Here is a 14844-nt window from a genome sequence, read left to right on the forward strand (position 1 = left end):
TGTAGAAGCCAGCACACTTCGGATGGTGCGCTGGGGCGGCTGTGGAGCGCCAACCCGCCGGATCCCGGGCGGGGCGAAGCATTTTGCAGACGAACCCGAAGGCCTTCAACCGGTTCTGGAGCGAAACGAAGTCAAAACTACAAGTCACCCTGTGACCGCTTGTCGCAGCAATAGGGTTGCAGCCCGTCAAACATGCGCCATTGGCAGATTAGGAGAAAAAATCAAAAAAAAAGCGGCCAATTCGCTTACGACTAGTTGGATGTCGCAAAATAACCCGCAAAGCCGCGTACTGAGCACGGTTAAAGGGTGTTTTTATGCTTGCGTTACAGTTTGCGAATATGCGACATATACATATATCTGTAGGTGTTTAAAATAATTGACTACAGGGTCAATTTGTCGCGTTTGTCCCTGGGCTATTTATGTAGGCCTGAGCCTGACTTACCAGCCAGTCGCGAAAGGCGCGTAGCGACGCCGACTCCACCTTGCGCTCTGGAATCATCAGATAGTAGGCCTTGTCGCTACTCAGGGCATGCCTGTTAGCGACCACCAGCCTTCCCTCCTCCAGCTCCCGCTGGATCAGGAACGGTGGTATCAGGGCAATGCCCATATCGTGCATGGCCGCCTGGGCGAGCATCGAGAATAGTTCATAGCGCGGGCCTGTCATGTCGCGCTCCACATTCATGCCCACACTGCCGAACCATTGCCGCCAGGCATACGGGCGTGTGCTCTGCTGCAGCAGTGGTAGCTGCGCGATGTGGTGTGCCTCGAGCATGCCTTGGCCGTTCAGCAGCGCCGGACTGCACACAGGTACCGGGTTTTCACCCATCAATTGGTGCGATTGGGTGCCTGACCAGTCCGCATCACCAAAATAGATGGCGGCATCGAAGGTCGTGTCGGCAAACAGGAATGGCCGGGTGCGGTTGGTGAGGTTGACTGTGACCTCCGGGTGGCGCTGCTGGAAGTCCTTGAGTCGTGGTAGCAGCCATTGAGTGCCAAAAGTCGGCACTACCGCCAGTTCGATCACATTGGCGCCTTGCTGGCGCATTACCGACAAGGTATCGCGCTCCACGGCGTCCAGTTGGGCCGCCACCTGGCGACTGTAGGACAGGCCGGCTTCGGTCAGCCTCACGCCGCGGCGCGAGCGACGGAACAGTTCCACATTAAGGAAGGCTTCCAGGCCACCGATCTGCCGACAGACGGCACCCTGGGTCAGCGCGAGTTCCTGGGCAGCCTTGGTAAAGCTCTCGTTACGGGCTGCCGCCTCGAAGCAAATCAGGGCGGCGGTACTGGGGATCTTACGACGCATGTACGTCAACCTCACTTGTAAGGCTGTCAATAAGGCGTTTTGCCGATTTACGGAGTGACAAAATATCACTAATCGGTGCGCAATCCTCGTTTGTCCCCGCAGCCGATCAGGCCTAGGCTCAAAGGCACAAGAAACTGACCCCTATTTCGAGGATTCGCTCATGGCCGGTAAAGCAAGCTTCAACTGGATCGACCCGTTGCTGCTGGATCAGCAGCTCACTGAAGAAGAGCGCATGGTGCGTGACAGCGCTTATCAGTTCGCCCAGGACAAGCTGGCGCCGCGTGTGCTCGAGGCCTTCCGCCACGAGCAGACCGATCCGGCGATCTTCCGCGAGATGGGTGAAGTCGGCCTGTTGGGTGCAACCATCCCCGAGCAATACGGTGGCAGCGGCCTGAACTATGTGTGCTACGGCCTTATTGCTCGCGAAGTGGAACGCATCGACTCGGGTTACCGCTCGATGATGAGTGTGCAGTCGTCGTTGGTGATGGTGCCGATCAACGAATTTGGCACCGAAGCTCAAAAGCAGAAATATCTCCCCAAGCTGGCCAGTGGCGAGTGGATCGGTTGCTTCGGTTTGACCGAGCCTAACCATGGCTCCGACCCTGGCTCGATGATTACGCGGGCGAGAAAGGTCGACGGTGGCTACCGGCTGACCGGCAGCAAGATGTGGATCACCAACAGCCCCATCGCCGATGTGTTCGTGGTGTGGGCCAAGGATGATGCGGGCGATATCCGTGGCTTCGTACTGGAAAAAGGCTGGCAAGGCCTCAGTGCCCCGGCAATTCATGGCAAGGTTGGCCTGCGCGCCTCGATCACTGGCGAAATCGTCATGGACAATGTGTTCGTGCCAGAAGAGAACATCTTCCCGGACGTGCGTGGCCTCAAGGGCCCGTTCACCTGCCTGAATTCGGCTCGCTATGGTATTTCGTGGGGTGCGCTGGGTGCCGCTGAAGCCTGCTGGCACACCGCCCGCCAATACACCCTGGATCGTCAGCAGTTTGGTCGTCCACTGGCCGCCAACCAGTTGATACAGAAGAAGCTGGCCGACATGCAGACCGAAATCACCCTGGCGCTGCAGGGCTGCCTGCGTCTGGGGCGCATGAAGGATGAAGGGACGGCTGCGGTGGAAATCACCTCCATCATGAAGCGCAATTCCTGCGGCAAGGCGCTGGATATCGCCCGTATGGCGCGTGACATGCTGGGCGGCAATGGCATCTCCGACGAGTTTGGTGTGGCCCGCCACCTGGTTAACCTGGAGGTGGTCAACACCTATGAAGGTACCCACGACGTGCATGCACTTATCCTGGGGCGTGCGCAGACTGGTATCCAGGCGTTCTATTAATAAGGAGCAAGCCATGGGCGCGCTATCACATCTGCGGGTGCTAGACCTTTCGCGCGTGTTGGCCGGCCCGTGGTCTGGTCAGATTCTGGCTGACCTTGGTGCCGACGTGATCAAGGTCGAGCGCCCAGGCAGTGGCGACGATACCCGCTCATGGGGGCCGCCTTTCCTCAAGGATGTCGAAGGTGAGGACACCAGTGAGGCGGCCTATTACCTGTCGGCCAACCGCAACAAGCGCTCGGTGACCATCGACTTTACCCAGTCGGAGGGGCAGCGGCTGGTGCGGGAGCTGGCGGCACAGTGCGATATCGTCATAGAGAACTTCAAGGTAGGTGGGCTGGCTGCCTATGGCCTGGACTACCAGAGCCTGAAGGCGATCAACCCGCAGCTTATCTATTGCTCCATTACCGGCTTCGGTCAGACCGGGCCCTATGCCAAGCGTGCTGGCTATGACTTCATGATCCAGGGGTTGGGTGGGCTGATGAGCCTGACCGGTCGTCCGGAGGGTGAAGAAGGCGCAGGGCCGGTCAAGGTGGGTGTGGCGCTTACCGATATTCTGACCGGGTTGTATTCCACGGTCGCCATGCTGGCTGCCCTCGCCCACCGGGATCAGACAGGGGTCGGCCAGCATGTCGACATGGCATTGCTCGATGTGCAGGTGGCCTGCCTTGCGAACCAGGCGATGAACTACCTGACCACGGGCACCCCTCCCCGTCGGCTGGGTAATGCGCATCCTAATATAGTCCCTTACCAGGACTTTCCGACGGCAGATGGCGATTTCATTCTTACCGTCGGTAATGACAGCCAGTTCCGCAAGTTCGCTGAGGTGGCCGGGCAGCCGCAATGGGCGGAGGACCCTCGGTTCGTTACCAATAAGCTGCGGGTGGCCAACCGGGCTGAGCTGATACCATTGATTCGCCAGGCTACGGTGTTCAAGACCACGGCTGAGTGGGTGGCCCAGTTGGAGGCTGCAGGAGTGCCATGTGGACCTATCAATAACCTGGCGCAGATGTTCCAGGACCCCCAGGTGCTGGCGCGCGGGTTGGCGTTGAATATCCCGCATCCATTGGCGGGTAGTGTGCCGCAAGTTGCGAGCCCGATACGGTTGTCGGAGACGCCAGTGGAGTATCGCCGGGCGCCACCACTGCTGGGCGAGCATACCGAAGTGGTGCTGGGGGAAGTGTTGGGGCTGGATGCTGGCGAGGTACAGCGTCTGCGTGATGCTGGAGTGCTCTAGATGAAAAGCGGGGAGGCCGTCAGGCCTCCCCGCTTTGTTTTTCAGCGCTATCAAAGTTTATTGAAATTAAAGGTTGACGCCCTCTCGAATCCCCTTATAATGCGCCCCACTTCCAGCGACATCGGAACGAAAAACTCCTTGAGATTCAATGAGTTAAGTAGTTAAGGCAAAAGCTGAAAGTGCTACGATCAAATGATCGAAAGCGGTTGAGATGATGGTTGACAGCGCTTCCAAGTGCTGTATGATTCGCCTCCCGCTACGAGAGATCGCAGCGAGCCAAGTGTTTGAAGCTAAACGAGTTTCTCGCAAAAAACTTCAAAATAAACGCTTGACAGACTCTGAGGAAAGCGTAGAATGCGCGCCTCGGTTGAGACGAAAAGCTCTTAACCAAACGCTCTTTAACAAATCGAATCAAGCAATTCGTGTGGGTGCTTGTGAGTATGGACTGATAGTCAAAAAGATTATCAGCATCACAAGTGGCCATGCGAGAAATCACATAGTCATTTGAGATTGCTGAGCCAAGTTTAGGGTTTCTTAAAAACCCAAGCAGTATTGAACTGAAGAGTTTGATCATGGCTCAGATTGAACGCTGGCGGCAGGCCTAACACATGCAAGTCGAGCGGATGACGGGAGCTTGCTCCTTGATTCAGCGGCGGACGGGTGAGTAATGCCTAGGAATCTGCCTGGTAGTGGGGGACAACGTTTCGAAAGGAACGCTAATACCGCATACGTCCTACGGGAGAAAGCAGGGGACCTTCGGGCCTTGCGCTATCAGATGAGCCTAGGTCGGATTAGCTAGTTGGTGGGGTAATGGCTCACCAAGGCGACGATCCGTAACTGGTCTGAGAGGATGATCAGTCACACTGGAACTGAGACACGGTCCAGACTCCTACGGGAGGCAGCAGTGGGGAATATTGGACAATGGGCGAAAGCCTGATCCAGCCATGCCGCGTGTGTGAAGAAGGTCTTCGGATTGTAAAGCACTTTAAGTTGGGAGGAAGGGCAGTAAGCTAATACCTTGCTGTTTTGACGTTACCGACAGAATAAGCACCGGCTAACTCTGTGCCAGCAGCCGCGGTAATACAGAGGGTGCAAGCGTTAATCGGAATTACTGGGCGTAAAGCGCGCGTAGGTGGTTTGTTAAGTTGGATGTGAAAGCCCCGGGCTCAACCTGGGAACTGCATCCAAAACTGGCAAGCTAGAGTACGGTAGAGGGTGGTGGAATTTCCTGTGTAGCGGTGAAATGCGTAGATATAGGAAGGAACACCAGTGGCGAAGGCGACCACCTGGACTGATACTGACACTGAGGTGCGAAAGCGTGGGGAGCAAACAGGATTAGATACCCTGGTAGTCCACGCCGTAAACGATGTCAACTAGCCGTTGGAATCCTTGAGATTTTAGTGGCGCAGCTAACGCATTAAGTTGACCGCCTGGGGAGTACGGCCGCAAGGTTAAAACTCAAATGAATTGACGGGGGCCCGCACAAGCGGTGGAGCATGTGGTTTAATTCGAAGCAACGCGAAGAACCTTACCAGGCCTTGACATGCAGAGAACTTTCCAGAGATGGATTGGTGCCTTCGGGAACTCTGACACAGGTGCTGCATGGCTGTCGTCAGCTCGTGTCGTGAGATGTTGGGTTAAGTCCCGTAACGAGCGCAACCCTTGTCCTTAGTTACCAGCACGTTATGGTGGGCACTCTAAGGAGACTGCCGGTGACAAACCGGAGGAAGGTGGGGATGACGTCAAGTCATCATGGCCCTTACGGCCTGGGCTACACACGTGCTACAATGGTCGGTACAGAGGGTTGCCAAGCCGCGAGGTGGAGCTAATCTCACAAAACCGATCGTAGTCCGGATCGCAGTCTGCAACTCGACTGCGTGAAGTCGGAATCGCTAGTAATCGCGAATCAGAATGTCGCGGTGAATACGTTCCCGGGCCTTGTACACACCGCCCGTCACACCATGGGAGTGGGTTGCACCAGAAGTAGCTAGTCTAACCTTCGGGGGGACGGTTACCACGGTGTGATTCATGACTGGGGTGAAGTCGTAACAAGGTAGCCGTAGGGGAACCTGCGGCTGGATCACCTCCTTAATCGACGACATCAGCCTGCTGATGAGCTCCCACACGAATTGCTTGATTCATTGTCGAAGACGTTTTTCCTGGTCAGAACCTGGAAATGAGCATTCGCTTCGAATGTTGATTTCTGGCTTTTGTCAGATCGTTCTTTAAAAATTCGGATATGTGATAGATATAGACTGAACACCAGTTTCACTGCTGGTGGATCAGGCTAAGGTAAAATTTGTGAGTTCTGCTCGAAAGAGCAACGTACGAATTTTCGGCGAATGTCGTCTTCACAGTATAACCAGATTGCTTGGGGTTATATGGTCAAGTGAAGAAGCGCATACGGTGGATGCCTTGGCAGTCAGAGGCGATGAAAGACGTGGTAGCCTGCGATAAGCTTTGGGGAGTCGGCAAACAGACTGTGATCCAGAGATCTCTGAATGGGGGAACCCAGCCAGCATAAGCTGGTTATCTTGTACTGAATACATAGGTGCAAGAGGCGAACCAGGGGAACTGAAACATCTAAGTACCCTGAGGAAAAGAAATCAACCGAGATTCCCTTAGTAGTGGCGAGCGAACGGGGACCAGCCCTTAAGTTGATTTGAGATTAGTGGAACGCTCTGGAAAGTGCGGCCATAGTGGGTGATAGCCCCGTACACGAAAATCTCTTGTCAATGAAATCGAGTAGGACGGAGCACGAGAAACTTTGTCTGAATATGGGGGGACCATCCTCCAAGGCTAAATACTACTGACTGACCGATAGTGAACCAGTACCGTGAGGGAAAGGCGAAAAGAACCCCGGAGAGGGGAGTGAAATAGAACCTGAAACCGTATGCGTACAAGCAGTGGGAGCCTACTTTGTTAGGTGACTGCGTACCTTTTGTATAATGGGTCAGCGACTTATATTCAGTGGCGAGCTTAACCGAATAGGGGAGGCGTAGCGAAAGCGAGTCTTAATAGGGCGTTTAGTCGCTGGGTATAGACCCGAAACCGGGCGATCTATCCATGGGCAGGTTGAAGGTTAGGTAACACTGACTGGAGGACCGAACCGACTACCGTTGAAAAGTTAGCGGATGACCTGTGGATCGGAGTGAAAGGCTAATCAAGCTCGGAGATAGCTGGTTCTCCTCGAAAGCTATTTAGGTAGCGCCTCATGTATCACTGTAGGGGGTAGAGCACTGTTTCGGCTAGGGGGTCATCCCGACTTACCAAACCGATGCAAACTCCGAATACCTACAAGTGCCGAGCATGGGAGACACACGGCGGGTGCTAACGTCCGTCGTGAAAAGGGAAACAACCCAGACCGTCAGCTAAGGTCCCAAAGTCATGGTTAAGTGGGAAACGATGTGGGAAGGCTTAGACAGCTAGGAGGTTGGCTTAGAAGCAGCCACCCTTTAAAGAAAGCGTAATAGCTCACTAGTCGAGTCGGCCTGCGCGGAAGATGTAACGGGGCTCAAACCATGCACCGAAGCTACGGGTATCATCTTACGATGATGCGGTAGAGGAGCGTTCTGTAAGCCTGTGAAGGTGAGTTGAGAAGCTTGCTGGAGGTATCAGAAGTGCGAATGCTGACATGAGTAACGACAATGCGAGTGAAAAACTCGCACGCCGAAAGACCAAGGTTTCCTGCGCAACGTTAATCGACGCAGGGTTAGTCGGTCCCTAAGGCGAGGCTGAAAAGCGTAGTCGATGGAAAACAGGTTAATATTCCTGTACTTCCAGTTATTGCGATGGAGGGACGGAGAAGGTTAGGCCAGCCTGGCGTTGGTTGTCCAGGTTTAAGGTGGTAGGCTGAAATCTTAGGCAAATCCGGGATTTCAAGGCCGAGAGCTGATGACGAGTTGCCTTCAGGCGACGAAGTGGTTGATACCATGCTTCCAAGAAAAGCTCCTAAGCTTCAGATAACTGGGAACCGTACCCCAAACCGACACAGGTGGTTAGGTAGAGAATACCAAGGCGCTTGAGAGAACTCGGGTGAAGGAACTAGGCAAAATGGCACCGTAACTTCGGGAGAAGGTGCGCCGGCGAGGGTGAAGGACTTGCTCCGTAAGCCCATGCCGGTCGAAGATACCAGGCCGCTGCGACTGTTTATTAAAAACACAGCACTCTGCAAACACGAAAGTGGACGTATAGGGTGTGACGCCTGCCCGGTGCCGGAAGGTTAATTGATGGGGTTAGCGCAAGCGAAGCTCTTGATCGAAGCCCCGGTAAACGGCGGCCGTAACTATAACGGTCCTAAGGTAGCGAAATTCCTTGTCGGGTAAGTTCCGACCTGCACGAATGGCGTAACGATGGCGGCGCTGTCTCCACCCGAGACTCAGTGAAATTGAAATCGCTGTGAAGATGCAGTGTATCCGCGGCTAGACGGAAAGACCCCGTGAACCTTTACTATAGCTTTGCACTGGACTTTGAATTTGCTTGTGTAGGATAGGTGGGAGGCTTTGAAGTGGGGACGCCAGTTCTCATGGAGCCATCCTTGAAATACCACCCTGGCAACTTTGAGGTTCTAACTCAGGTCCGTTATCCGGATCGAGGACAGTGTATGGTGGGTAGTTTGACTGGGGCGGTCTCCTCCCAAAGAGTAACGGAGGAGTACGAAGGTGCGCTCAGACCGGTCGGAAATCGGTCGTAGAGTATAAAGGCAAAAGCGCGCTTGACTGCGAGACAAACACGTCGAGCAGGTACGAAAGTAGGTCTTAGTGATCCGGTGGTTCTGTATGGAAGGGCCATCGCTCAACGGATAAAAGGTACTCCGGGGATAACAGGCTGATACCGCCCAAGAGTTCATATCGACGGCGGTGTTTGGCACCTCGATGTCGGCTCATCACATCCTGGGGCTGAAGCCGGTCCCAAGGGTATGGCTGTTCGCCATTTAAAGTGGTACGCGAGCTGGGTTTAGAACGTCGTGAGACAGTTCGGTCCCTATCTGCCGTGGACGTTTGAGATTTGAGAGGGGCTGCTCCTAGTACGAGAGGACCGGAGTGGACGAACCTCTGGTGTTCCGGTTGTCACGCCAGTGGCATTGCCGGGTAGCTATGTTCGGAAGAGATAACCGCTGAAAGCATCTAAGCGGGAAACTTGCCTCAAGATGAGATCTCACTGGGATCTTGAATCCCCTAAAGGGCCGTCGAAGACTACGACGTTGATAGGTTGGGTGTGTAAGCGCTGTGAGGCGTTGAGCTAACCAATACTAATTGCCCGTGAGGCTTGACCATATAACACCCAAGCAATTTGCTGACGCAGATTGCGGTGGTGAAGACGAAAGACCCGAAAATTCGTAAGACCACAAATATCACATATCCGAATTCGCTGGGCTGTCCATCTGGACATTCTGGCAACAGAATTTCTTGACGACCATAGAGCATTGGAACCACCTGATCCCATCCCGAACTCAGTAGTGAAACGATGCATCGCCGATGGTAGTGTGGGGTTTCCCCATGTGAGAGTAGGTCATCGTCAAGATTCATTTCGCAAAACCCCTATCTGCGCACGCAGGTAGGGGTTTTGTCTTTAAGTAGAAGCTCATGCTTCGTCCTGGTAAGCCGCAAGGTCAACCAGCTGCAGTAAAAAGGTGGTTGACAGTGTTTTTGAATGCTGTATTATTCACCTCCCGCGACGAGAGATCGAAGCGAGTTAAGTGTCTGAAGTTAAACGATTTTCTCGCAAAAACTTCAAAATAAACGCTTGACAGGCTCTGAGGAAGGCGTAGAATGCGCGCCTCGGTTGAGATGAAAAGCTCTTAACCAACGCTCTTTAACAAATCGAATCAAGCAATTCGTGTGGGTGCTTGTGAGTACGGACTGATAGTCAAAAAGATTATCAGCATCACAAGTGACCATGCGAGAAATCACATAGTCATTTGAGATTGCTGAGCCAAGTTTAGGGTTTCTTAAAAACCCAAGCAGTATTGAACTGAAGAGTTTGATCATGGCTCAGATTGAACGCTGGCGGCAGGCCTAACACATGCAAGTCGAGCGGATGACGGGAGCTTGCTCCTTGATTCAGCGGCGGACGGGTGAGTAATGCCTAGGAATCTGCCTGGTAGTGGGGGACAACGTTTCGAAAGGAACGCTAATACCGCATACGTCCTACGGGAGAAAGCAGGGGACCTTCGGGCCTTGCGCTATCAGATGAGCCTAGGTCGGATTAGCTAGTTGGTGGGGTAATGGCTCACCAAGGCGACGATCCGTAACTGGTCTGAGAGGATGATCAGTCACACTGGAACTGAGACACGGTCCAGACTCCTACGGGAGGCAGCAGTGGGGAATATTGGACAATGGGCGAAAGCCTGATCCAGCCATGCCGCGTGTGTGAAGAAGGTCTTCGGATTGTAAAGCACTTTAAGTTGGGAGGAAGGGCAGTAAGCTAATACCTTGCTGTTTTGACGTTACCGACAGAATAAGCACCGGCTAACTCTGTGCCAGCAGCCGCGGTAATACAGAGGGTGCAAGCGTTAATCGGAATTACTGGGCGTAAAGCGCGCGTAGGTGGTTTGTTAAGTTGGATGTGAAAGCCCCGGGCTCAACCTGGGAACTGCATCCAAAACTGGCAAGCTAGAGTACGGTAGAGGGTGGTGGAATTTCCTGTGTAGCGGTGAAATGCGTAGATATAGGAAGGAACACCAGTGGCGAAGGCGACCACCTGGACTGATACTGACACTGAGGTGCGAAAGCGTGGGGAGCAAACAGGATTAGATACCCTGGTAGTCCACGCCGTAAACGATGTCAACTAGCCGTTGGAATCCTTGAGATTTTAGTGGCGCAGCTAACGCATTAAGTTGACCGCCTGGGGAGTACGGCCGCAAGGTTAAAACTCAAATGAATTGACGGGGGCCCGCACAAGCGGTGGAGCATGTGGTTTAATTCGAAGCAACGCGAAGAACCTTACCAGGCCTTGACATGCAGAGAACTTTCCAGAGATGGATTGGTGCCTTCGGGAACTCTGACACAGGTGCTGCATGGCTGTCGTCAGCTCGTGTCGTGAGATGTTGGGTTAAGTCCCGTAACGAGCGCAACCCTTGTCCTTAGTTACCAGCACGTTATGGTGGGCACTCTAAGGAGACTGCCGGTGACAAACCGGAGGAAGGTGGGGATGACGTCAAGTCATCATGGCCCTTACGGCCTGGGCTACACACGTGCTACAATGGTCGGTACAGAGGGTTGCCAAGCCGCGAGGTGGAGCTAATCTCACAAAACCGATCGTAGTCCGGATCGCAGTCTGCAACTCGACTGCGTGAAGTCGGAATCGCTAGTAATCGCGAATCAGAATGTCGCGGTGAATACGTTCCCGGGCCTTGTACACACCGCCCGTCACACCATGGGAGTGGGTTGCACCAGAAGTAGCTAGTCTAACCTTCGGGGGGACGGTTACCACGGTGTGATTCATGACTGGGGTGAAGTCGTAACAAGGTAGCCGTAGGGGAACCTGCGGCTGGATCACCTCCTTAATCGACGACATCAGCCTGCTGATGAGCTCCCACACGAATTGCTTGATTCATTGTAAAAGACGATGCTGTAACGCGACCCTGTTATAGGTCTGTAGCTCAGTTGGTTAGAGCGCACCCCTGATAAGGGTGAGGTCGGCAGTTCAAATCTGCCCAGACCTACCATTACATGGTTCAGCCGTAGAATACGGGGCCATAGCTCAGCTGGGAGAGCGCCTGCCTTGCACGCAGGAGGTCAGCGGTTCGATCCCGCTTGGCTCCACCACTTTCGCCGTACGCAGTCACTTGTCAGAACTTAGAAATGAACATTCAGCTCGAATGTTGATTTCTGGCTTTTGTCAGATCGTTCTTTAAAAATTCGGATATGTGATAGATATAGACTGAACACCAGTTTCACTGCTGGTGGATCAGGCTAAGGTAAAATTTGTGAGTTCTGCTCGAAAGAGCAACGTACGAATTTTCGGCGAATGTCGTCTTCACAGTATAACCAGATTGCTTGGGGTTATATGGTCAAGTGAAGAAGCGCATACGGTGGATGCCTTGGCAGTCAGAGGCGATGAAAGACGTGGTAGCCTGCGATAAGCTTTGGGGAGTCGGCAAACAGACTGTGATCCAGAGATCTCTGAATGGGGGAACCCAGCCAGCATAAGCTGGTTATCTTGTACTGAATACATAGGTGCAAGAGGCGAACCAGGGGAACTGAAACATCTAAGTACCCTGAGGAAAAGAAATCAACCGAGATTCCCTTAGTAGTGGCGAGCGAACGGGGACCAGCCCTTAAGTTGATTTGAGATTAGTGGAACGCTCTGGAAAGTGCGGCCATAGTGGGTGATAGCCCCGTACACGAAAATCTCTTGTCAATGAAATCGAGTAGGACGGAGCACGAGAAACTTTGTCTGAATATGGGGGGACCATCCTCCAAGGCTAAATACTACTGACTGACCGATAGTGAACCAGTACCGTGAGGGAAAGGCGAAAAGAACCCCGGAGAGGGGAGTGAAATAGAACCTGAAACCGTATGCGTACAAGCAGTGGGAGCCTACTTTGTTAGGTGACTGCGTACCTTTTGTATAATGGGTCAGCGACTTATATTCAGTGGCGAGCTTAACCGAATAGGGGAGGCGTAGCGAAAGCGAGTCTTAATAGGGCGTTTAGTCGCTGGGTATAGACCCGAAACCGGGCGATCTATCCATGGGCAGGTTGAAGGTTAGGTAACACTGACTGGAGGACCGAACCGACTACCGTTGAAAAGTTAGCGGATGACCTGTGGATCGGAGTGAAAGGCTAATCAAGCTCGGAGATAGCTGGTTCTCCTCGAAAGCTATTTAGGTAGCGCCTCATGTATCACTGTAGGGGGTAGAGCACTGTTTCGGCTAGGGGGTCATCCCGACTTACCAAACCGATGCAAACTCCGAATACCTACAAGTGCCGAGCATGGGAGACACACGGCGGGTGCTAACGTCCGTCGTGAAAAGGGAAACAACCCAGACCGTCAGCTAAGGTCCCAAAGTCATGGTTAAGTGGGAAACGATGTGGGAAGGCTTAGACAGCTAGGAGGTTGGCTTAGAAGCAGCCACCCTTTAAAGAAAGCGTAATAGCTCACTAGTCGAGTCGGCCTGCGCGGAAGATGTAACGGGGCTCAAACCATGCACCGAAGCTACGGGTATCATCTTACGATGATGCGGTAGAGGAGCGTTCTGTAAGCCTGTGAAGGTGAGTTGAGAAGCTTGCTGGAGGTATCAGAAGTGCGAATGCTGACATGAGTAACGACAATGCGAGTGAAAAACTCGCACGCCGAAAGACCAAGGTTTCCTGCGCAACGTTAATCGACGCAGGGTTAGTCGGTCCCTAAGGCGAGGCTGAAAAGCGTAGTCGATGGAAAACAGGTTAATATTCCTGTACTTCCAGTTATTGCGATGGAGGGACGGAGAAGGTTAGGCCAGCCTGGCGTTGGTTGTCCAGGTTTAAGGTGGTAGGCTGAAATCTTAGGCAAATCCGGGATTTCAAGGCCGAGAGCTGATGACGAGTTGCCTTCAGGCGACGAAGTGGTTGATACCATGCTTCCAAGAAAAGCTCCTAAGCTTCAGATAACTGGGAACCGTACCCCAAACCGACACAGGTGGTTAGGTAGAGAATACCAAGGCGCTTGAGAGAACTCGGGTGAAGGAACTAGGCAAAATGGCACCGTAACTTCGGGAGAAGGTGCGCCGGCGAGGGTGAAGGACTTGCTCCGTAAGCCCATGCCGGTCGAAGATACCAGGCCGCTGCGACTGTTTATTAAAAACACAGCACTCTGCAAACACGAAAGTGGACGTATAGGGTGTGACGCCTGCCCGGTGCCGGAAGGTTAATTGATGGGGTTAGCGCAAGCGAAGCTCTTGATCGAAGCCCCGGTAAACGGCGGCCGTAACTATAACGGTCCTAAGGTAGCGAAATTCCTTGTCGGGTAAGTTCCGACCTGCACGAATGGCGTAACGATGGCGGCGCTGTCTCCACCCGAGACTCAGTGAAATTGAAATCGCTGTGAAGATGCAGTGTATCCGCGGCTAGACGGAAAGACCCCGTGAACCTTTACTATAGCTTTGCACTGGACTTTGAATTTGCTTGTGTAGGATAGGTGGGAGGCTTTGAAGTGGGGACGCCAGTTCTCATGGAGCCATCCTTGAAATACCACCCTGGCAACTTTGAGGTTCTAACTCAGGTCCGTTATCCGGATCGAGGACAGTGTATGGTGGGTAGTTTGACTGGGGCGGTCTCCTCCCAAAGAGTAACGGAGGAGTACGAAGGTGCGCTCAGACCGGTCGGAAATCGGTCGTAGAGTATAAAGGCAAAAGCGCGCTTGACTGCGAGACAAACACGTCGAGCAGGTACGAAAGTAGGTCTTAGTGATCCGGTGGTTCTGTATGGAAGGGCCATCGCTCAACGGATAAAAGGTACTCCGGGGATAACAGGCTGATACCGCCCAAGAGTTCATATCGACGGCGGTGTTTGGCACCTCGATGTCGGCTCATCACATCCTGGGGCTGAAGCCGGTCCCAAGGGTATGGCTGTTCGCCATTTAAAGTGGTACGCGAGCTGGGTTTAGAACGTCGTGAGACAGTTCGGTCCCTATCTGCCGTGGACGTTTGAGATTTGAGAGGGGCTGCTCCTAGTACGAGAGGACCGGAGTGGACGAACCTCTGGTGTTCCGGTTGTCACGCCAGTGGCATTGCCGGGTAGCTATGTTCGGAAGAGATAACCGCTGAAAGCATCTAAGCGGGAAACTTGCCTCAAGATGAGATCTCACTGGGATCTTGAATCCCCTAAAGGGCCGTCGAAGACTACGACGTTGATAGGTTGGGTGTGTAAGCGCTGTGAGGCGTTGAGCTAACCAATACTAATTGCCCGTGAGGCTTGACCATATAACACCCAAGCAATTTGCTGACGCAGATTGCGGTGGTGAAGACGAAAAACCCGAA

The 14844-nt window shown here is 53.4% G+C and carries 3 protein-coding genes, 2 tRNA genes and 5 rRNA genes; 9 read left to right on the forward strand and 1 reads right to left on the reverse strand.

Annotation, left to right across the window (positions count from 1 at the left end; genetic code table 11):
* Positions 1-388: 388 nt before the first annotated feature.
* Positions 389-1306, reverse strand: a complete 918-nt coding sequence (locus AC3RCM_RS00880) for a LysR family transcriptional regulator (protein WP_064490874.1) — start codon at positions 1304-1306, stop codon at positions 389-391.
* Between the two features lie 160 nt (positions 1307-1466).
* Between AC3RCM_RS00880 and AC3RCM_RS00885 the strand changes: the two genes are divergently transcribed.
* The 9 genes from AC3RCM_RS00885 (at position 1467) to AC3RCM_RS00925 (ending at position 14787) form a co-directional block, all read left to right on the forward strand.
* Entirely contained in the window at positions 1467-2648 is a 1182-nt protein-coding gene (locus AC3RCM_RS00885; protein WP_003252907.1) for an acyl-CoA dehydrogenase, read from the forward strand.
* A 13-nt stretch (positions 2649-2661) separates the two neighbouring features.
* On the forward strand, positions 2662-3882 hold the full coding sequence (locus tag AC3RCM_RS00890; RefSeq protein ID WP_064490873.1) for a CaiB/BaiF CoA transferase family protein: 1221 nt from the start codon (positions 2662-2664) through the stop codon (positions 3880-3882).
* A 554-nt stretch (positions 3883-4436) separates the two neighbouring features.
* A 16S ribosomal RNA gene (locus tag AC3RCM_RS00895) occupies positions 4437-5973 on the forward strand.
* Between the two features lie 292 nt (positions 5974-6265).
* Positions 6266-9158: ribosomal RNA gene (locus tag AC3RCM_RS00900) — 23S ribosomal RNA — on the forward strand.
* Between the two features lie 131 nt (positions 9159-9289).
* Positions 9290-9405 (forward strand): 5S ribosomal RNA (gene rrf, locus AC3RCM_RS00905).
* A 447-nt stretch (positions 9406-9852) separates the two neighbouring features.
* A 16S ribosomal RNA gene (locus tag AC3RCM_RS00910) occupies positions 9853-11389 on the forward strand.
* Positions 11390-11474: 85 nt separating this feature from the next.
* Positions 11475-11551, forward strand: a tRNA-Ile gene (locus AC3RCM_RS00915).
* Positions 11552-11575: 24 nt separating this feature from the next.
* Positions 11576-11651, forward strand: a tRNA-Ala gene (locus tag AC3RCM_RS00920).
* A 243-nt stretch (positions 11652-11894) separates the two neighbouring features.
* Positions 11895-14787, forward strand: a 23S ribosomal RNA gene (locus tag AC3RCM_RS00925).
* The 16S, 23S and 5S rRNA genes sit together here with 2 tRNA genes alongside, the layout of an rRNA operon.
* The last annotated feature ends 57 nt before the right edge of the window (positions 14788-14844 follow it).

It is taken from the genome of Pseudomonas sp. GW823-FHT05G12 (assembly GCF_058795575.1).